The 19,559-nt window shown below is 64.5% G+C and carries 17 protein-coding genes; 10 read left to right on the forward strand and 7 right to left on the reverse strand.

The features are described from left to right. Window positions 1-61: 61 nt before the first annotated feature. A complete protein-coding gene (locus tag AC1DJT_RS07330) occupies window positions 62-685 on the reverse strand; it encodes a TetR/AcrR family transcriptional regulator (protein WP_441505313.1) in 624 nt (207 codons plus the stop codon). An 83-nt stretch (window positions 686-768) separates the two neighbouring features. On the opposite strand from AC1DJT_RS07330, the gene AC1DJT_RS07335 reads away from it, so the two are divergent. Together AC1DJT_RS07335 and ettA are read left to right on the forward strand one after the other, a co-directional pair. Beyond that, on the forward strand, window positions 769-1,692 hold the full coding sequence (locus AC1DJT_RS07335; protein ID WP_476833819.1) for an SDR family NAD(P)-dependent oxidoreductase: 924 nt from the start codon (window positions 769-771) through the stop codon (window positions 1,690-1,692). A gap of 105 nt (window positions 1,693-1,797) precedes the next feature. Further along, a complete protein-coding gene (gene ettA, locus AC1DJT_RS07340) occupies window positions 1,798-3,450 on the forward strand; it encodes an energy-dependent translational throttle protein EttA (RefSeq protein ID WP_476833820.1) in 1,653 nt (550 codons plus the stop codon). A gap of 84 nt (window positions 3,451-3,534) precedes the next feature. On the opposite strand, the gene AC1DJT_RS07345 is transcribed toward ettA, so the two are convergent. Beyond that, complete coding sequence (locus AC1DJT_RS07345; RefSeq protein ID WP_476833821.1) at window positions 3,535-4,680, reverse strand: alpha-hydroxy acid oxidase; 1,146 nt, start codon at window positions 4,678-4,680, stop codon at window positions 3,535-3,537. A gap of 69 nt (window positions 4,681-4,749) precedes the next feature. Then, window positions 4,750-5,376 (reverse strand): YitT family protein, encoded by a 627-nt coding sequence (locus tag AC1DJT_RS07350; RefSeq protein ID WP_476768416.1) that lies wholly within the window; start codon window positions 5,374-5,376, stop codon window positions 4,750-4,752. 122 nt (window positions 5,377-5,498) lie between these two features. Between AC1DJT_RS07350 and AC1DJT_RS07355 the strand changes: the two genes are divergently transcribed. Further along, window positions 5,499-7,697, forward strand: a complete 2,199-nt coding sequence (locus AC1DJT_RS07355) for a glycoside hydrolase family 3 N-terminal domain-containing protein (RefSeq protein WP_476833822.1) — start codon at window positions 5,499-5,501, stop codon at window positions 7,695-7,697. Between the two features lie 130 nt (window positions 7,698-7,827). Continuing rightward, on the forward strand, window positions 7,828-8,031 hold the full coding sequence (locus AC1DJT_RS07360) for a cold-shock protein (protein ID WP_043233603.1): 204 nt from the start codon (window positions 7,828-7,830) through the stop codon (window positions 8,029-8,031). Window positions 8,032-8,177: 146 nt separating this feature from the next. Here AC1DJT_RS07360 and AC1DJT_RS07365 read toward each other — a convergent pair whose 3' ends face one another. Next, window positions 8,178-9,041 carry a DMT family transporter gene (locus AC1DJT_RS07365; protein WP_441489336.1) on the reverse strand — a complete coding sequence of 288 codons (864 nt, stop codon included), beginning with the start codon at window positions 9,039-9,041 and terminating at the stop codon, window positions 8,178-8,180. Window positions 9,042-9,200: 159 nt separating this feature from the next. On the opposite strand from AC1DJT_RS07365, the gene AC1DJT_RS07370 reads away from it, so the two are divergent. The 5 genes from AC1DJT_RS07370 (at window position 9,201) to AC1DJT_RS07390 (ending at window position 16,909) form a co-directional block, all read left to right on the forward strand. After that, a complete protein-coding gene (locus AC1DJT_RS07370; protein WP_476831862.1) occupies window positions 9,201-10,550 on the forward strand; it encodes an aminotransferase-like domain-containing protein in 1,350 nt (449 codons plus the stop codon). 124 nt (window positions 10,551-10,674) lie between these two features. Then, a complete protein-coding gene (locus tag AC1DJT_RS07375) occupies window positions 10,675-11,691 on the forward strand; it encodes an ArsR/SmtB family transcription factor (RefSeq protein ID WP_476770606.1) in 1,017 nt (338 codons plus the stop codon). Next, window positions 11,691-12,602 (forward strand): methylenetetrahydrofolate reductase [NAD(P)H], encoded by a 912-nt coding sequence (gene metF / locus AC1DJT_RS07380; RefSeq protein ID WP_476770607.1) that lies wholly within the window; start codon window positions 11,691-11,693, stop codon window positions 12,600-12,602. The genes AC1DJT_RS07375 and metF overlap by 1 nt, the downstream gene beginning before the upstream one ends. A gap of 129 nt (window positions 12,603-12,731) precedes the next feature. Further along, on the forward strand, window positions 12,732-16,487 hold the full coding sequence (gene metH, locus AC1DJT_RS07385) for a methionine synthase (protein WP_476833834.1): 3,756 nt from the start codon (window positions 12,732-12,734) through the stop codon (window positions 16,485-16,487). Further along, window positions 16,487-16,909 carry an N-acetyltransferase family protein gene (locus tag AC1DJT_RS07390; RefSeq protein WP_476770361.1) on the forward strand — a complete coding sequence of 141 codons (423 nt, stop codon included), beginning with the start codon at window positions 16,487-16,489 and terminating at the stop codon, window positions 16,907-16,909. The genes metH and AC1DJT_RS07390 overlap by 1 nt, the downstream gene beginning before the upstream one ends. A gap of 119 nt (window positions 16,910-17,028) precedes the next feature. Here the strand turns inward: AC1DJT_RS07390 and AC1DJT_RS07395 are convergent, their stop codons facing one another. Together AC1DJT_RS07395 and gstA are read right to left on the reverse strand one after the other, a co-directional pair. After that, window positions 17,029-17,412 carry a nuclear transport factor 2 family protein gene (locus AC1DJT_RS07395; protein WP_441489332.1) on the reverse strand — a complete coding sequence of 128 codons (384 nt, stop codon included), beginning with the start codon at window positions 17,410-17,412 and terminating at the stop codon, window positions 17,029-17,031. 14 nt (window positions 17,413-17,426) lie between these two features. Beyond that, window positions 17,427-18,035: a glutathione transferase GstA gene (gene gstA, locus AC1DJT_RS07400; protein ID WP_476833823.1), complete on the reverse strand. Its 609-nt coding sequence runs from the start codon at window positions 18,033-18,035 to the stop codon at window positions 17,427-17,429. A 122-nt stretch (window positions 18,036-18,157) separates the two neighbouring features. Here gstA and AC1DJT_RS07405 point away from each other — a divergent pair, with 122 nt between their 5' ends. After that, a complete protein-coding gene (locus AC1DJT_RS07405) occupies window positions 18,158-18,523 on the forward strand; it encodes a winged helix-turn-helix transcriptional regulator (protein ID WP_476770360.1) in 366 nt (121 codons plus the stop codon). A gap of 6 nt (window positions 18,524-18,529) precedes the next feature. On the opposite strand, the gene AC1DJT_RS07410 is transcribed toward AC1DJT_RS07405, so the two are convergent. Then, entirely contained in the window at window positions 18,530-19,501 is a 972-nt protein-coding gene (locus AC1DJT_RS07410) for a diguanylate cyclase domain-containing protein (protein ID WP_476770359.1), read from the reverse strand. Between the last annotated feature and the right edge of the window lie 58 nt (window positions 19,502-19,559).

Genomic DNA, 19,559 nt, shown 5'->3' on the forward strand with positions numbered 1-19,559 from the left:
GCGCGAGCATGGCTGCCGCATGGAGCGTCTGTCCGGCGGCCAAAACGGGGGGCGAGGAAAGCTACACATCGCCTTGCCGTTCCCGATCTGGCCGGTACATGGCCAGCAGCTGCGGCAGCATGTCGTCGATGGCGACCGCCACTGCTGCGGGACCGCCGAGTTTCCCGTCCAGGGCGAGATGGGCGAAGCCGTGCACGAGCGACCAGGCTCCCATGGCCGCAAGCGCTACGTGCGGCGAGGAGACATCACGGCCGAGGCAGGCGGCCATGGCTCGCTCCAGCTCATGGCGTGCCGTCTCACCGACCAGCAACAGGCGCTCATTGCCGTCATCGAGACGGTCCTTGCGGAACATCAGGGCGAACCGGCCCGGGAATGCGACGGCGAACCGGACATAGCCGGTTCCTTGCCCGTGCAACCGCGCGAGCGGATCAGTGCCTCCTTCCGCCTCGCCTGCTCTCAGGAAGGCGACCAGCTCCTCGAAACCGCGAATGGCGACTTCCGTCAGGAGGCCGGAGACGCTGCCGAAATGATGCGCGGGCGCGCCTGCCGAAACGCCTGCGCGCCGTGCCGCCTCGCGCAGGCTGAACCCGTCAAGGCCGCGCTCGATCAGGATTCGGTCGGTGGCTGACACAAGCGCATCGCGCAGGTCGCCATGATGGTAGCCGCTCTTCGATGCCGGATTCATATCGCCTCTATCTTGACGGTGTTCAAATTATTGTCTACGCATCTGATCGCTGTTCAGATTAGCGAAATGCAAGAGGTTAGGCCATGGAAACCAGACACATCACGCGTCGGCTTGCAATCGCCGGCTCCGGATTGGGAATGGCCGTCGGTGCGGCGGCCGGCCTGGCCGGCGGCGCAATGCTCGGGGCCGCTGCGGCGGCACCGGCACCGGTCGTGCTGGATGGGCGCCGCCGCTTTGAAAACAAGGTCGTGCTCGTCACGGGAKGGACCTCCGGCATTGGCCGCGCGGCTGTGGAGGCCTTCGCTGCCGAAGGCGGAAAGGTCGCCTTCTGCGGTCGGCGCGAGGCGCTTGGCCAAGAGGTCGAGCGCAGCATCAAGGCAGCCGGCGGAGAGGCGCTCTATATCCGGGCCGACATCCGCAGGGAGGACGATGTCCGACGGTTCGTCGAGAGCTCCGTTACCCGATACGGCGGTTTGCACGTTGCCTTCAACAATGCCGGGATCACGCTTCAGAAGCCCCTGCATAGCTACGAGGCGGCGGAGTTCGACGACATTTTGAGCACCAACCTGCGCGGTGTGTTCCTGGCGATGAAGTACCAGATCCCGCACATGATGTCGGCGGGCGGCCAGATCGTCGTGACCTCGTCGACAGTGGCCACGACATGCCGGGAGAGCCAGTCGGCCTATGTCGCCAGCAAGGCGGCGTTGACGGGGCTCGTGCGCGCCGCGGCGCTCGACTATGTCAAACACGGCATCAGGGTGAACGCCCTTCTGCCGGGTACGACCGATACCGAACTGGTCCGCGGCGTTGCGGGCATGATGGCTGCGCCCGACGCCGTCTGGCAGATTGGCGGAGCGCAATGGGCCAAGGACAATATCCCGACCATGGGCCGCATGGCGACGGCGCGGGAAATGGCCGCTGTCGCGCTCGACCTGGCGGCCGCGACCCACCCTTATCTGACGGGGGCTTCGATCGTCGTCGACGGCGCGATGACGCTGCGGGCCTGAGGGAGTTGACGACGGGCGGTTGCAGCAAGCGGCCAGCCTCGCTACATACGCGGCACTCTTCCCGAAAGCCCCGGCGCGATCAGTCCGAAGCGGAGCCGCACATCCATGTCCCGTCAGTTCATCTACCATATGCGCGGCCTGTCGAAGACCTATCCGGGCGGCAAGCAGGTGCTGAAGGACATCCATCTGTCGTTCTACCCGGACGCCAAGATCGGTGTGCTCGGCGTCAACGGCGCCGGCAAGTCGACCCTGCTCAAGATCATGGCAGGCTATGACAAGGAATGGACCGGCGAGGCCTGGGTGGCCGAGGGCGCCCGGGTCGGCTACCTGCCGCAGGAGCCCAAGCTCGATGAGAGCCTGAATGTGCGCGACAACGTGATGCTCGGCGTCGCGCCGCAGAAGGCGATCCTCGACCGCTACAACGAGMTCGCGATGAACTATTCGGACGAGACCGCGGACGAGATGACCAAGCTCCAGGACGAGATCGAGGCCAAGGGCCTGTGGGATCTCGATTCCAAGGTCGACCAGGCGATGGACGCGTTGCGCTGCCCGCCCGACGACTGGCAGGTCTCGAAGCTCTCGGGCGGCGAACGCCGCCGTGTCGCGCTCTGCAAGCTGCTGCTCGAGCAGCCGGAACTGCTGCTGCTCGACGAACCGACCAACCATCTCGACGCCGAAACCACCGCCTGGCTCGAAGGCCATTTGCGGACCTATCCGGGCGCGATCCTGATCGTCACCCACGATCGCTACTTCCTCGACAATGTCACCAGCTGGATTCTCGAGCTCGATCGCGGCCAGGGCATTCCCTACGAGGGGAACTACTCCGCCTGGTCGGTGCAGAAGCAGAAGCGCCTCGCCCAGGAGGGCCGGGAGGACGTCTCGCGTCAGAAGACGCTGGAACGCGAGCAGGAATGGATTTCGGCTTCGCCTAAGGCGCGCCAGGCCAAGAGCAAGGCCCGCATCCAGCGCTATGACGAACTGGTGCAGAAGGCCTCGAACAAGGGGCCGGATACCGCGCAGATCGTCATCCCGATCGCCGAGCGCCTCGGCAACAATGTCGTCGATTTCGACAATCTGTCGAAGGGCTTCCAGGACAAGCTGCTGATCGACGGGTTGTCCTTCAAGCTGCCGCCGGGCGGCATCGTCGGCATCATCGGACCGAACGGCGCCGGCAAGACCACGCTGTTCCGGATGATCACCGGGCAGGAGAAGCCGGATTCCGGTTCGATCACCATCGGCGAGAGCGTCAAGCTCGGCTATGTCGACCAGAGCCGCGACTCGCTCGACGACAAGAAGAACGTCTGGGAGGAAATCTCAGGCGGCAACGACATCCTCTATCTCGGCAAGCGTGAGGTGAATTCGCGCGCCTATTGCTCGACTTTCAACTTCAAGGGCGGCGACCAGCAGAAGAAGGTCGGATCGCTCTCGGGCGGTGAGCGCAACCGCGTCCATCTTGCCAAGATGCTGAAATCGGGCGCGAACGTCCTGCTGCTCGACGAGCCGACCAACGATCTCGACGTCGACACRCTGCGCGCGCTCGAAGAGGCGCTGGAGGATTACGCCGGCTGCGCCGTGATCATCAGCCACGATCGCTGGTTCCTCGACCGTATCGCGACCCATATCCTCGCCTTCGAGGGCGACAGCCATGTCGAGTGGTTCGAGGGCAACTTTGCCGATTACGAGGAAGACAAGAAGCGCCGGCTGGGGATCGATTCCACGATCCCGAAGCGGATTCAGTACAAGAAGTTCTCGCGCTGATCTTCTGCACCTCGAAGACAAAAGGCCCGCGCTCCTAAAAGGGGGCGCGGGCCTTTCCATTGGGGCTGCCGATCTGGACGAGGCTCAGGCCTTGCCTTTCACCAGGATGTTCCCGTCGACCTGCTGGATGTCGCGCAGGCCGCAGAGCGCCATGGTGACGTCGAGCTCCTTGCGGATGATGTCGAGGCAGCGGGTCACGCCTTCCTMGCCCATGGCACCGAGGCCGTAAAGGAAGGCGCGGCCGATCATCACGCCGCGGGCGCCGAGCGCCACCGCCTTGATCACATCCTGTCCGGAGCGGATGCCGCCATCCATCAGGACTTCCATGCGGCCGCCGACCTGCTCGACGATGCCCGGTAGCGCCGCGATCGAAGAGACGGCGCCGTCGAGCTGGCGGCCGCCATGGTTCGAGACGATCAAAGCGTCGGCACCGCTTCTGGCAGCGAGCTCGGCATCCTCTGGATCGAGAATACCCTTCAGGATCAGTTTGCCGCCCCAGCGATCCTTGATCCACTTCACATCGTCCCAGCTTAGCGCCGGATCGAACTGTTCGGCCGTCCAGGAGGAGAGCGATGAGAGATCGCCGACGCCCTTGGCGTGGCCGACGATGTTTCCAAAGCTGCGGCGCTTGGTGCCGAGCATGCCAAGGCACCAGCGCGGCTTGGTCGCGAGGTTGATCAGATTGGCGATCGTCGGCTTCGGCGGGGCGGAGAGCCCGTTGCGGATATCCTTGTGGCGCTGGCCGAGGATCTGGAGGTCGAGCGTCAGGACCAGGGCCGAGCACTGCGCCGCCTTGGCACGATCGATCAGGCGAATGATGAAGTCGCGGTCCTTCATCACGTAGAGCTGGAACCAGAACGGTGCGTCGGTGTTCTCGGCGACATCCTCGATCGAGCAGATGCTCATGGTCGAGAGCGTGAAGGGGACGCCGGCCTTGGCTGCAGCGCGGGCGGCGAGGATTTCGCCGTCGGCGTGCTGCATTCCGGTGAGGCCGGTCGGGGCGAGTGCAACCGGCATCGTGGCGGCCTGGCCGGCCAGCGTGGTCGCCAGCGTGCGGTTGGTCATGTTGACGGCGACGCGCTGGCGCAGCTTGATGGCGGCGAAGTCGGCCTCGTTGGCGCGATAGGTGCCCTCGGTCCAGGCGCCGGAATCGGCGTAGTCGTAGAACATGCGCGGCACCCGGCGCTGGGCCAGGATGCGCAGGTCTTCGATGGTCAAGGGCTGGGACATGTCGGCTGGCTCCGCATTTTCGCTCCTGACCGCTCGGTCGCATGGAACCCTGCCGCAGGCAACCGCCCGCTACGTGACCCCGCTATACCGGCCGGGCTTATGATTGACTGCCAGGATCAGGTTGAGCACGGCAGCTCCCAGCAGCGAAATCAGCACTTTCTCCAGCGGCAGCATGAAGAGTGCACAGATGAGGATCAGCGCATCGATGCCAAGCTGAAACCAGCCGGCGCGGATATCGTGCTTCTCCTGCAGGTAGAGTGCGAGAATGTTGACGCCACCCAGCCCGGTGCGATGGCGAAACAGCGCAAGGACACCAAGACCGATCAGGCTGCCGCCGGCGACCGCGGCATAAACCGGGTCCACGGTTGCGATCGCCATCCAGCCGGGCGTGAACCAGGTGAAGAGCGAGACGAGCCCGACCGCGATGAAGGTCCGTAACGCGAAGCGCCAGCCCATGCGACGGACCGCGAGCCAATAGAATGGGAGGTTGATGGCGAAGAAGAGCAGGCCGAAATTGATCCCGGTRGCAAGCTGGAACAGCAATGCCAGCCCTGCCGCCCCGCTCGTGAGCAGGGTCGCCTTGCTGTAGAGGCTGATGCCGATGCTGACGAGCAATGTGCCGAGCAGCATGGCGAAGACGTCTTCGTAGAAACGATGGCGCTCGGTCGGTGGGGCTGAGGTCGCCGCGTCGCTCATGATGGATATCCGGCTGGGGTGAAGGGGCTTTGGTCGTCGGGCGCGACGATGCAACGGTTGAGCCACGCCGGTTGATCCTGTAGGGCCGGATCATCCCTACCGCCACCCTGCGAGATTTCCTCATGATTCTGCGGCTCGCCGCTGCGCTCTGCCTGACGCTCCTTGCCCATGCCGCGCCGGCACAGGACACCGTTGCCTGGAAAACCGGGCGCGAGGCGAAGCTCATCGAGACGCGCATCGAGGCGTTGCTCAAGACGATGACGCTCGACGAGAAGGTCGGTCAGCTGCATCTCTCGGGTCGTGGCGAGGGGTTCAACGCCGCACGCATCCGCGAAGGCCGGATGGGCGGGGTGATGAACTTCGTCGTGCCGCAGGAGGTTGCGGATGTCCAGAAAGCAGCGCGCGAGTCCCGGCTGAAGATCCCGCTGATCATCGGTCTCGATGCCGTCCACGGCTTCTCGACCTATTTTCCGCTTCCGCTTGGTCAGGCTTCGACCTGGAACCCGGAGCTGATCGAGGAGGCGGCCTATTGGACGGGGCGTGAAGCGCGCGCCGCCGGCATCCAATGGACCTTCGCGCCGATGGTCGACATCTCGCGTGATCCGCGTTGGGGCCGCGTCCTCGAGGGGGCGGGGGAAGACGCCTATTTCGGCTCCATTGTCGCTGCAGCGCGCACGCATGGCTATCAGCGCGGCGGCGTGGCGACGACCGTCAAGCATTTCGTCGGTTACGGTGCGGGCGAAGCCGGGCGTGACTACAACTCGACCTGGATCCCGACCAGCCAGCTCTTTGATCTCTACCTGCCGCCATTCAAGGCCTCGTTCGAGGCTGGTTCGATGACCGCTATGGCGGCGTTCAATGCGCTGAACGGCGTCCCGACCACCGCGCATGGCGGGCTGCTGACCGGGCTGCTGCGCCAGAACTGGGGATTCAAGGGTTTCGTTGTCTCGGATTTCGGCTCGATCACCGAACTCAGACTGCATGGCATTGCCAAGGACGATGCCGAGGCTGCGCGCAAGGCGCTGCTGGCCGGCATCGACATGGACATGATGGGTGACGTCTATGACAAGCACCTGGCGGCCGAGGTGAAGGCTGGTCGGGTCTCGGTGAAGATGCTCGACGAGGCGGTGCGCCGCGTGTTGCGCGTCAAATTCCACCTGGGCCTGTTCGAGCGGCCCGATGTCGACCCGGCCGCTGCCCCGGCTCTGATGCAGACGCAGGAGGCGCGCGAGGTCGCACTGCGCGCCGCGCGCGAAGGCATCATCCTACTCAAGAACGCCAACKAAACCCTGCCTGTTGCGTCTTCCGTCAAGCGGCTCGMGGTGATCGGCGCCATGGCCGTGCCGGAGGCCGAGCGGGTCTGGACCGATCCGGCCGGACTCGGACGGCGCGCCATCCAGTCCTTGCCCGACGCGTTGAAGGAGCGCGTCCAGGCCGGGGTCGAGGTCGTCTACGAGCCGGCTTTCACAAAGAACTGCGGCACGGAATTCGCGGACAAGGAGGCAGCGMTCCGCGCGGCTGCGGCGAGCGATCTCGTCATCGCCATGCTCGGCGAGGATTGCGAGTTCATCGGGGAGGGCGCCTCGCGCGCGAATCTCGGCCTGCCCGGTGTGCAGCAGGAGCTGCTCGAGGCACTCGTCGCGACGGGCAAGCCCGTCGTGCTGGTGCTGGCCACTGGCCGCCCGCTGGTCCTCACCTGGGCCGACGCCCATGTCGCCGCGATCATGCAGACCTTCCACGGCGGCACCGAGGGGCGCACGGCGATCGCCGAGGTCCTGACTGGAGCGGCGAATCCGGCGGGCCGCACGCCGATGAGCTATCCGCGCTCGGTCGGGCAGATCCCGATCTACTACAACCATCTCCCGACGGGGCGGCCGCAGAAGATCCGGCAGCGCTACGAGTCGATCTATATGGATGAGAAGAACGAGCCGCTTTATCCCTTCGGCTTCGGTCTTTCCTACTCTCGCTTCACCTATGCCAATCCGCGTGTCGACCGCTCGCGCATCGCGATCAATGGCATCGCAGAAATCTCGGTCGATGTGACCAATTCCGGCTCGCGCGACGGCCAGGAAGTGACGCAGCTTTATATCCGCCAGCCGGTCGCGACCCGGTCCCGACCGGTCCGCGAACTCAAGGGCTTCAACAAGCTCGCTATCAAGGCGGGCGAGACCAGGACCGTCAGTTTCAAGCTGGAGGCCCAGAAGCTGGGATACCACGACGACACCGGACGTTATGTTGTCGAGCCGGGTCTGTTCGAGGTTTATCTTGGCGGTTCCGCGTTGGCGGAGGCGAAGACACAGTTTGAGGTGATTAAGCCATAGTCATCGCCAGACGCTCCTGCTTGACGATTGGCCTCGACATCTTTGCATTTTCGGTCAATCCTCCTCTGGTCGGGCATTCGGATGCATGCATCCGAAGATCCGCAAGAAGCTGGCTTCAGGGGATGCGGCTATGGCGACCGGAACCGTGAAATGGTTCAATACTGAGAAGGGCTTCGGATTCATTCAGCCTTCAGATGGCGGCAAGGATGTGTTCGTACACATCACAGCCGTGAAAGAAGCGGGCCTGATGACTCTGACGGAAGGACAGAAAGTCTCGTTCGATCTGAAAACCGAACGCGGCAAAACGGCGGCAGGCTCGCTCCAGCTGCTCTGACCTCTCGGGCCTCGCGCGCTCATAGCGACCCTTGAAACGGCCGCTATGATGGGCGGTCGCGCGCGGCCCATTCACTGACGGGATGTGGGGCTGGCTCCAGATCTCGCAAGTGCCKGGGTGCATGGCACGGATGGCCGTGCGTGCGCTTACCGTGCGAAGTGCTTGGCGCCTGCCACGCAAAGTGCCACGCCGGCGCTAACGGCGACCATCGGCCAGCTCACGGCCTCATGCAGCAACAGAGCGGCGAGCATCAGCCCGAAGAAGGGCTGCAGCAATTGCAGCTGTCCGACGGCGGCGATACCGCCCTGTGCCAGGCCGCGATACCAGAACACGAACCCCACCAGCATGCTGAACACCGAGACATAGGCCAGGCCGATCCAGGCCGGCCGGCCGACATCGGCAAACGAGGCCGGAAGGGTCAACGCGCTGAGCGTGACCATGACCGGCAGGGAGAGCACCAGCGCCCAGGAAATCACCTGCCAGCCTCCGAGCTTTCGCGACAGTCGCGCTCCCTCGGCGTAACCGAGGCCGCAGATGATGACCGCGGCGAGCATCAGCAGATCTCCGACCGGGGAGGCGACAAAGCCCTGGGTCATCGCAAATCCGGCGACAAGAGCGCTGCCMAGGCAGGAGAACAGCCAGAAGACCGGGCGGGGACGTTCGCCGCCGCGCAGGACGCCGAAGCTCGCCGTTGCCAGCGGCAGAAGGCCAATGAAGACGATCGAGTGAGCCGAGCTGACATGTTTCAGCGCCAGCGCCGTCAGGAGCGGAAAGCCGACGACAACACTCAGCGCGACCACAATCAGCGGGAGAAGGTCGCTCCGTTGCGGTCGCGTTTGCCGGAAGGCGAGAAGCAGGCACAGGCCCAGCAGGCCGGCGATTGCGGCGCGTGCTGCGGTCAGGAAAACGGGGTCGAGATCGACCACGGCAACACGTGTTGCTGGCAGCGAAGCGCTGAAGATCAGCACGCCGAGAAAGCCGTTGATCCAACCGCTCATGCTCTTGTCCATCAGGAAGTCTCCGTTCGCGGCCTGCATTCGCCGGGATCTGCATCCTTTGCCAGAGACGGTGCATGACAGTTGGTGCAAACTGTCATGCTGCAAGAGGCAATACAATTAGGTGATTGCGTGACACTCCTGGACGATGACGGCACGCTTGTCGGGCGTGTCATGCAGGCTGTTCGCCAGCGCATGGCAAGGCGGGTGCTGGCTCCGGGGGCCAGGCTGCCCTCGATCCGCGCCTTTGCCGAAACGATGGGCGTCTCGAAGTCGACGGTGGTCGAGGCCTATGACCGGCTTGCCGCAGAGGGGGCGATCCGCTCGCGCCGCGGCTCGGGCTTCTATGTCGCGGGGCATCTGCCACCCCTGTCGCTGGCGGAGATCGGGCCGCGTCTCGACCGTGCAGTCGATCCGCTCTGGGTCTCGCGACAATCGCTGGAGGCCGGCGAGGATTTCCTGAAGCCCGGCTGCGGCTGGCTTCCCGCATCATGGCTGCCGGAGGAAAGCCTGCGCAGAACACTGCGATCGCTCTCACGCGCCGATGCCTCCACGTTGGCCGATTATGGCACGCCGCTCGGGCTGTTGCCGTTGCGCCATCTACTCGCCCGGCGCATGGCGGAGCATGGCATCGAGGCCGGGCCGGACCAGATCGTGCTGACCGAGTCCGGAACCCAGGCCATCGATCTGATCTGTCGCTTCCTGATCGAACCGGGTGATACGGTGGTGGTCGACGACCCCTGCTACTTCAACTTCCAGGCCCTGCTGCGGGCTCATCGAGCCAAGGTCGTCAGCGTTCCCTATACGCCGAACGGCCCCGATATCGTGCGCTTCGAACAGGTGCTCGCCGCGCATCGGCCACGGCTCTACGTCACTAATTCCGCGTTGCACAATCCAACGGGAGCCGTGCTGTCTCCCGTGATTGCGCATCGGCTGCTCAAATTGGCTGAGCAGTCAGGGTTGACGATCATCGAGGACGATATCTTTGCCGATTTCGAGTTGGAACCGGCGCCGCGGCTTGCCGCCTTCGATGGCCTCGATCGGGTCGTGCATATCGGCAGCTTCTCCAAGACGCTGTCGGCCTCGCTGCGATGTGGCTTCATCGCGGCGCGACGCGACTGGATCGAGGGGCTGACCGATCTCAAGATCGCCACGTCCTTCGGAGCCAGTCGGGTCTCGGCGGAGTTTTTACTGGGCGCCTTGAAGGATGGTACCTATCGCAAGCATATGGACGGGCTGCGTGGGCGGTTGGGGCGCGCCATGACGGAGACTTGCGCGCGGTTGAAGGCTATCGGAATCGAGCCGTGGATCGAGCCGCGTGCAGGCATGTTCCTGTGGTGTCGCCTGCCGGACGGGCTGGATGCCGCCGAGATCGCGCAGCGCGTGCTGGCGGAGAATATCGTCCTGGCCCCCGGAAATGCCTTCAGCGTGTCGCTAACGGCGGGACGATTCCTGCGCTTCAACGTCTCGCAATCGTCTGACCCGCGCATCTACACAGCGCTTGAAGCGGCGATGCGGCGCTGAGTGGTGCCAACATTGGCTGACAGGGGGGCGGGATCTCGCTGGCGCKAGGAAGGTGCTTGCTCTTTCTCCTCTTTTGACATAAAGATATCTTTATATGTTTTTCTGAATTTCGAAGGCTGATCCTTTGCGCCAACCCACGACGCTGTCCTCGTCATCCTTGCTTGCGGGCCTGCGCGCGGCCGGCGAGGAGACACGGCTGCGCATCCTGGCTCTGTTGGCGGAGGGCGAGCTCTCCGTTTCGGATCTGACAGATATTCTCGGGCAGTCTCAGCCCCGCATTTCCCGCCATCTCAAGCTCCTCGCCGAGGCCGGGCTGGTTCGTCGCTATCGTGAGGGGGCATGGGCCTTCTTCCGGCTCGACGAAGCGGGAGCGGGCGGCGCCTTCGCGGCCTCCCTGGCTGCGTGGCTCGATCGGGCGGATCCTGAACTCGCCGCGGACCGCGAGAGGCTCGCTGCCGTTCGCTCCACGCGCGCCGAGGCGGCGCAGTCCTATTTCGCCAGCGTGGCTCGGGACTGGGACCGGCTGCGGTCGCTGCATGTCCCCGACGATGCTGTCGAGGCGGCCGTCGAGGCGGCTGCCGGGGAGGGCTCTTCCGGCGCGATGCTCGACCTCGGCACGGGGACGGGCCGGATGCTGGAGCGGATCGCCCCAAAATTCGGCCGTGCCATCGGTGTCGATGCCAGCCATGCCATGCTCGCCGTGGCGCGCGCCAATCTCGAGAAGGCCGGGCTGTCCCGGGTTGAGCTGCGACAGGGCGATATTCACGCCTTGCCTTTCGCACGCGGGGCCTTCGATCTGGTGATCATCCATCAGGTTCTGCATTTCCTCGATGACCCCGGCCGCGCACTGCGCGAGGCGGCCGCGATGCTCGCCCCCGGCGGCCGGCTGATCGTGGTCGATTTCGCGCCGCACGAGATGGAGTTCCTGCGAACCGAGCACGCGCATCGCCGGCTCGGTTTCTCGCGGGCCCAGATCGCCGGCTGGTTCGCGGAGGCAGGATTGAGCTGCGATCTCTCCGAAGAGGTKACCTCGGCCGAGGGGGCGTCCGGCCAACTCTCCGTGATGCTCTGGCGTGGACGTGACCGGCGCGTGCAGGGGGATTTCCCGCTGCGTCAGAATTCCAGTTTCGAGGTGGCCTGATGAATGCGTTTCGCCCCAGCCGGCACGGCACCCGCCGGCCCAGCGTCTCTTTCGAGTTCTTTCCTCCGAAGACAGCGGAGATGGAGACGACACTCTGGGAGAGCGTGCACCGTCTCGAGCCGCTTGGACCCACCTTCGTGTCGGTGACCTATGGTGCCGGCGGTTCGACGCGAGAACGCACCCACAACACCGTCAAGCGCATGGTTGACGAGACCCGGCTGAAGCCGGCGGCGCACCTGACCTGCGTTTCCGCCACCTGCGCCGAGGTCGACGACGTGATCCGCTCCTATTGGGCGGCCGGCGTGCGCCATATCGTGGCGCTGCGCGGTGACCCGGCCGGTGGACTGGGAACGGTCTACGAGCCGCACCCGCAGGGCTATCACCAGACCTCTGATCTGGTCGCCGGGATCCGGCGCGCCGCCGATTTCGAGGTGACAGTCTCGGCCTATCCCGAAAAGCATCCGGAAGCGGCCTCGCTCGATGCCGATATCGATGCCCTGAAGAAGAAGGTCGATGCCGGTGCGACCCGGGCGATCACTCAGTTCTTCTTCGATAACGACGTCTATTTCCGCTATCTCGACAAGGTCAGGGCTCGGGGGATCGATATCCCGATCCTGCCCGGAATCGTCCCCGTCCTGAATTTCAAGCAGACGGCGAGCTTCGCCACCAAGACGGGCGCGAGCGTGCCGCAATGGCTGGCCGATCGGTTCGAGGGCCTGGAAGACGACGCCGCGACGCGCCGGCTCGTGGCGGCTGCGGTTTGCGCCGAGCAGGTGCTCGACCTGATCGACCGTGGCGTCTCCGACCTGCATTTCTACACGATGAACAAGGCCGACCTGGTCTATGCGATCTGCCATCTTGTCGGCTTGAAGCCCGACAGGGCCGCGCCGCAGCAGGCGGCCGCGGAGTAGCGTGCCAGCCGTCATTGGGAGCAAAGCGATCCAGCCTGTCTTCAGTGGCCTCTGGATTGCTCCGTCGCTTTGCTCCTCGCAATGACGGGAAGACCATACGAGCAGAGTTTCATGACGAAGGCGTTCGCGATGTCAGACTACAATCCCAGCCAGGTCGATGGCATCGAGATCGAGCGCGCGCTTCGCCAGTCCGCGTCCGAGCGCATCCTCGTGCTCGACGGTGCGATGGGGACGCAGATCCAGAACCTGAAGCTCTCGGAAGCAGAGTTTCGCGGCGAGCGCTTCAAGGGCTGGAACCACGATCTCAAGGGCAATAACGACCTGCTGGTCCTGACCCAGCCGGACGCCATTCGCGAAATCCACCTCGCCTATTTCCAGGCGGGTGCCGATATCGTCGAAACCAACACGTTTTCGTCGACGCAGATCGCCCAGGCCGATTACGGCATGGAGGCGCTCGCCTATGAGCTGAACGTCGCCTCGGCGAAGCTCGCGCGCGAAGCGGCCGCTCTCGCTCAGAAGGTCGATGGGCGCCGTCGTTTCGTTGCCGGCGCGATTGGGCCGACGAACCGTACGCTTTCGATCTCGCCGGATGTGAACAATCCGGGTTTCCGCGCGGTGACCTTCGATCAGGTGCGCGAATCCTATGCCGAACAGGTGCGTGGCCTGATCGATGGCGGCTCCGAGCTGATACTGGTCGAGACCATTTTCGACACGCTCAATGCCAAGGCTGCGATCGTTGCGATCGAGGAGGTCTATCGCGAGAAGGGCCTGCGCCTGCCGGTGATGATCTCCGGCACGATCACCGACCTTTCGGGGCGCACGCTCTCGGGCCAGACCACGGAGGCGTTCTGGAATGCGATCCGCCATGCCGCGCCGCTGACGGTTGGTCTCAACTGTGCGCTCGGCGCGCGCGAGATGCGGGCGCATATCAAGGATCTGTCGCGCGTTGCCGATACGCTGATCTGCGCCTATCCGAATGCCGGCCTGCCCAATGAATTCGGCATGTATGACGAAAGCCCCGAAGCGACGGCCGGAATGCTCGCTGAGTTCGCCGATGCCGGGCTCGTCAATGTCGTCGGCGGCTGCTGCGGCACCACGCCCGGCCATATCCGCGCGATTGCGGAAGCCGTCGCGGGCAAGCCGCCGCGCGCCGTGCCGGAGATCAAGCGCTATCTGCGGCTGGCTGGGCTCGAGCCTTTCACGCTCGACGAGACCATTCCTTTCGTCAATGTCGGCGAGCGCACCAACGTCACCGGCTCGGCCCGCTTCCGCAAGCTGGTCAAGGAAGGCGACTTCGCCGCAGCGTTGGATGTGGCACGCGACCAGGTCGCCAATGGCGCGCAGGTCATCGACATCAACATGGACGAAGGCCTGCTCGATTCCGAGAAGGCCATGACCGAGTTCTGCAATCTGATCGCTTCGGAGCCGGACATCTCCCGCGTGCCGATCATGGTCGACTCGTCGAAGTTCCACGTCATCGAAGCCGGCCTGAAGACGATCCAGGGCAAGCCGATCGTCAATTCGATCTCGMTGAAGGAAGGCGAGGAGGCTTTCCTCGATCACGCCCGTATCTGCCGCAACTACGGCGCGGCGGTGGTGGTGATGGCCTTCGACGAAACCGGCCAGGCCGACACCTTCGAACGCAAGATCGAGATCTGTACGCGGGCCTACAAGCTCTTGACCGAGCAGATCGGCTTCCCGCCCGAGGATATCATCTTCGATCCCAACATCTTTGCCGTCGCGACCGGCATCGAGGAGCACGACAACTACGGCAACGACTTCATCGAGGCGACCAGGGCGATCCGCGAGACCCTGCCGCATGCCCATATCTCGGGCGGCGTCTCGAACCTGTCCTTCTCGTTCCGCGGCAACGAGAAGGTCCGCGAAGCGATGCATTCGGTGTTCCTGTACCATTGCATCAAGGCCGGCATGGACATGGGCATCGTCAATGCGGGCCAGCTCGGCTCCTATGACGACCTTGATCCCGAACTGCGCGAGCTCTGCGAGGATGTCGTCCTCAACCGTCGCAAGGATTCKACCGAGCGACTGCTCGATGCCGCCCCGCGCTTCAAGGGCGACGGTTCGGTTTCGATTTCCGGCAAGGACATGGCCTGGCGCGATAACCCGGTCGCAAAGCGGCTGGAATACGCGCTGGTCAACGGCATCACCGCCTTCATCGACACCGATGTCGAGGAGGCCCGCGCCGCAGCCGAGAAGCCGCTCCATGTCATCGAAGGGCCGCTGATGGCCGGCATGAACGTGGTCGGTGACCTGTTCGGCGCCGGCAAGATGTTCCTGCCGCAGGTGGTGAAATCGGCCCGCGTGATGAAGCAGGCGGTGGCCTATCTCATGCCCTATATGGAGGAGGAGAAGCGCCTGAACGGTGGTTCCGAGCGTTCGGCCGCCGGCAAGGTGTTGATGGCGACGGTGAAGGGCGATGTCCATGACATCGGCAAGAACATCGTCGGCGTCGTGCTCCAGTGCAATAACTACGAGGTCATCGACCTCGGCGTGATGGTGCCGACGCAGAAGATCCTCGATGTCGCGCGCAAGGAGAAGGTCGACATCATCGGCCTCTCGGGCCTGATCACGCCTTCCCTCGACGAGATGGTCACCGTCGCCTCCGAGATGGAGCGCGAGGGTTTCGACATTCCGCTCCTGATCGGCGGCGCAACGACCAGCCGCGTGCATACGGCGGTGAAGATCCACCCGGCCTATAGCCAGGGGCAGACGGTCTATGTCACCGACGCATCGCGCGCCGTCGGCGTCGTCTCGAGCCTGCTCTCGCAGGACCAAAAGCCGGCTTATATCGAGGGCGTCAGGGGCGAGTACGCCAAGGTCGCCGCCGCCCATCGCCGCTCCGAGGCCGACAAGCAGCGCCTGCCGCTGGTGAAGGCGCGGACGAATGCCTTCAAGGCGGATTGGGCGAACTACACCCCACCAAAGCCGAGCTTCCTCGGCACGCGCGTGTTCCGGACCTATGACATCGCCGATCTCGTGCCGGTGATCGACTGGACGCCGTTCTTCCAGACCTGGGAGATGAAGGGACGCTTCCCTGCGATCTTGCAGGACGAGAAGCAGGGCGAGGCGGCACGCGCGCTCTGGGACGATGCGCAGGCGATGCTGAAGCGCATCGTCGAGGAGCGCTGGTTCAATCCCAAGGCGGTGATCGGCTTATGGCCTGCCAACGCCGTCGGGGACGATATCCGGCTCTATACCGGGGAGAGCCGCCAGGACACGCTGGCGACCTTCCACGGCTTGCGTCAGCAGCTTTCGAAGCGCGACGGCAAGCCCAACATGTGCATTTCGGACTTCGTCGCGCCCGATGGCATCGAGCGGCCTGACTATATCGGCGCCTTTGTGGTGACCGCGGGAGCGGAGGAGGAACGCATCTCCGAGAAATTCGCCCGCGACAACGACGATTACCGCTCGATCATGGTCAAGGCGCTGGCCGACCGCTTCGCCGAGGCGATGGCCGAACGCATGCACCAGCTCGTTCGCACGCAGTTCTGGGGTTATGCCCCCGACGAGAATCTCGCCAATGAAGATTTGATCCGCGAGGAATATCGCGGCATCCGGCCGGCGCCGGGGTATCCGGCCCAGCCCGATCACACCGAGAAGGAAACGCTGTTCGAGTTGCTGCAGGCCGAGCGGCGGGTCGGCGTGAAGCTGACCGAGAGCTTTGCGATGTGGCCGGGCTCCTCGGTTTCAGGACTCTATCTGTCGCACCCGGACGCCTATTATTTCGGTGTCGCCAAGGTTGAGCGCGACCAGGTCGAGGATTACGCGGCGCGCAAGGGCATGGCGATACAAGAGGTCGAGCGCTGGCTTGCGCCGATCCTCAACTACGAGCCCAGCGCCTATCGGCTCGAGGCCGCCGAGTGATGCTGCGGGCGGCTATCCCGGCCGATCTGCCGCGCATCGGCGTGATCCGGCAGGCCGTGAAGGAGAATGTGCTCCGCGACCCTTCCAAGGTCAGCGATGAGGAGGTCGCCTGGTATATGGAGCAGGCCATCTTTCTCGTCAGCGAGGAGGGCGGCGAGGTTATCGGCTTCACCTGCGCCAACCACCAGACGGCTCTCATCTGGGCGCTCTTCATCGCTCCCGATCACGAAGGGCACGGCCATGGTCGCGCACTCCTGGATGCGGCGCTGGAGCGGCTTGCGGAGAAGGGGCACCGGCAAGCATACCTGACGACAGGCGCGACGACCCGTGCTGCGCGTTTCTACCGCCAGCATGGCTGGCGCGACATGGGCCTTGCGCTCGACGGCCAGGCCGTCTTCGTCAAGCCGCTCGGACCGGTCTAGGCTTGCTTCGCTCCGGCGCTAACGTGGTGGCGTCGGCGCTTTAACCCGAGGCGGCCGAACTTGGTGACGGGAGCGCCGCCGATCGCTAGCCCCCGATCGCCACCTCGCGGACCGCATGGTCAGGGAGACGACGCCGCCAGATCGACGTGAAAAACCTTGGCGATGATCTGCCAACGCCCGTCGAGCCGGACGACGCTGAGCAGGTCGGTGAAGGATTTTGGCCCGATGGCGCATGCGACGCGGGCGAGCGCGGTCACTGGCCCGGCAAATTCGATGGAAAGGATGCGGTCCTGCCGCGCCTCGCCCCGGCTGGCCGGGGAGGGGCGCTTTGCGACCATGGGCAGATAGGCGTCCATGGTCAGATGGATGAGACTGCCATTGCTGGCGCAGGCATAGATCGCCTGCGGATGGAAGACCCCGGCGAGCTTGCCGGCATCGCTGTGATAGAGGCCATCGAAATAGCGCGTCAGGACCTCGACGATTTCGGCAAAGCGGGCATCCATCGCAGGCGTCTCCTTCAGATCAGGCCTTCGGCCTGCATCGCCTGGCGCACGGTGTTGCGGCCGGTCAGACGCTGCATGAAGGCCTGGAGTTTCGGCCAGGCATCGAGCGCAACGCCGGTATGGTTCGCCCAGTTCGTGACGACKAAGAGATAGGCGTCGGCGACGCTGAAGGTCTCGCCGAGAAGGTAGGGACGCCCGTCCGAGAGCTTCTGCTCGACGTCGCCAAAGCGGCGGGCGACCTTCTCCTTCGCTTCACGCCTGGCATCGTCGCCAATCGTGGTGCTGAACAGCGGGCCGAAGGCCTTGTGCAACTCGGAAGCGATGAAATTGAGCTCCTCCTGCAGCCGTGCGCGCGCCAGCGTTCCGGCCTTTGGCGCGAGCTCCGCCTCGGGCTTAAGGTCCGCGATATACTGGACGATCGCCGCGCCTTCGGTCAGCACCTCGCCGCTGTCGAGCTGCAACGCCGGTACGTAGCCGCGCGGATTGACCGTTGTGAAATCGGCGCCGGTCTCGGTCGTTCTGGTCTTGGTGTCGACCTTCTCCAGGGTGAATGGCAGGCCGGCTTCGCGCAGCGCGATGTGGGGCGAGAGCGAGCAGGCGCCGGGGGCGTAGTAGAGCTTCATGGTGTGCGTCTCCGTGTTGACCGGTGACCACAGGGGTAGGCAGGGCGATAACTTCTGTATACCCAGTAACTTGTCGTTACCGCATTTTCCGGTATCATTCCGGTAACCGGAGACAGCCTCGCATGGCGTTGAAGATACGGAAGAATCGGGCGAAAATTCCGCCGCCGACCTGCGCCGTCGGCACCTGCATGCAGGTTCTGGGCAAGGCCTGGACGCCGAATGTGATCTGGTATCTGAGCGCTGGTCCCCGTCGCTTCGGCGAGCTGCGCCATGACATGCCCCTGATCTCGGCCAAGATGTTGAGCGAGCGCCTGCGCGATCTCGAAAGCCGCGGCATCATCGAGCGGCGCGTGCTGCCGAGCTCGCCACCATCAGCCGAATATGGGCTGACGGGTCTCGGGTTGGAGCTGATGCCGGCGATCGAGGCGATCGTCGCGGTCGGGCAGCGTCTGAAGGAACGCATGGGGCAGGCGGCTGAAGCCGCCTGAAACGCTTCAGCCGGCGCGAAGCGCTCTCATATCCGCGAGCGCGCCCTGCATCGCATTCGCGCTGGGCTGTCCCTGCAATGGCTCGCCGAAGAGATGCAACCGATTGCGGCCTGAGGCTTTGGCGACATAGAGCGCAGAATCGGCTTCGGCGAAGCTCCGGTCAGGATCATGGTGTCGGCCCGGGAGCAGCATCGTCGCACCGATCGAGGCACTGATCTCGATCAACCGACCGTTCCAGGTGACGGGGCGCGCCAGCGCCGCGAGGGCCTGGTTCAGCCGGTGCAGGATATGGGACGAGCCGGCGGTCGAGCAGATCAGCAGCGCGAATTCGTCCCCGCCGATGCGGGCGATCGTCAACGCGTCGCTCAGCGTGGCCTCCAACCGCAGGGCCACTTGCCGCAAACATTCATCGCCGGCGGCGTGGCCGAGATGGTCATTAATCGGCTTGAACATGTCGAGATCGATGAGGGCGAGTGCGCCCACGGCGCAGCCGTCAGCCGGAATGCGCCGCAGCTCGGCTAGCTGCGCCTCGAACGCCCGGCGGTTGGCGAGGCCGGTGAGCGGGTCGCTATAGGCGAGCTGACGCAAGCCCTGCCACATCTGCTTCTCGCCGGTAATGTCCTGCTTGGCCCCATAGATGCGCCAGGGGCGCCCCTGCTTGTGCGTGATATCGGCACTCAGGCGCATCCAGCGGCTGCTCCCTCCGGCGGTCGTGATCCTGGCATCGAGGACAAAGCCCTTGCCGGTGCGGACCATCGTGGCGCGAAGGCGCTCCATCTCGGTGCGGGAATCGTTCGTGTAGAGTTCGACCGTAGATGGGCGGTGCAGGGTCGAGCCACGCGGCAGGCCGAAGAGATCGTAGACACCGGCTGTCCAGCTGAGTTGTTGGGTGGCGAGTTCGCATTCCCAGGCGCCGATACCGGCCAATAATGTGGCCTGATCGTAGAGGCGTCGGGCTTCGGCGTCTTGCAGCGACATGGGTTTCAGGTCTCGGCTTACGCGCCAAGCAACCAGCTTTGCGCGTTCGGCTGCGATA

The sequence above is a fragment of the Allobosea sp. 05T422_2 genome (genome assembly GCF_056396265.1).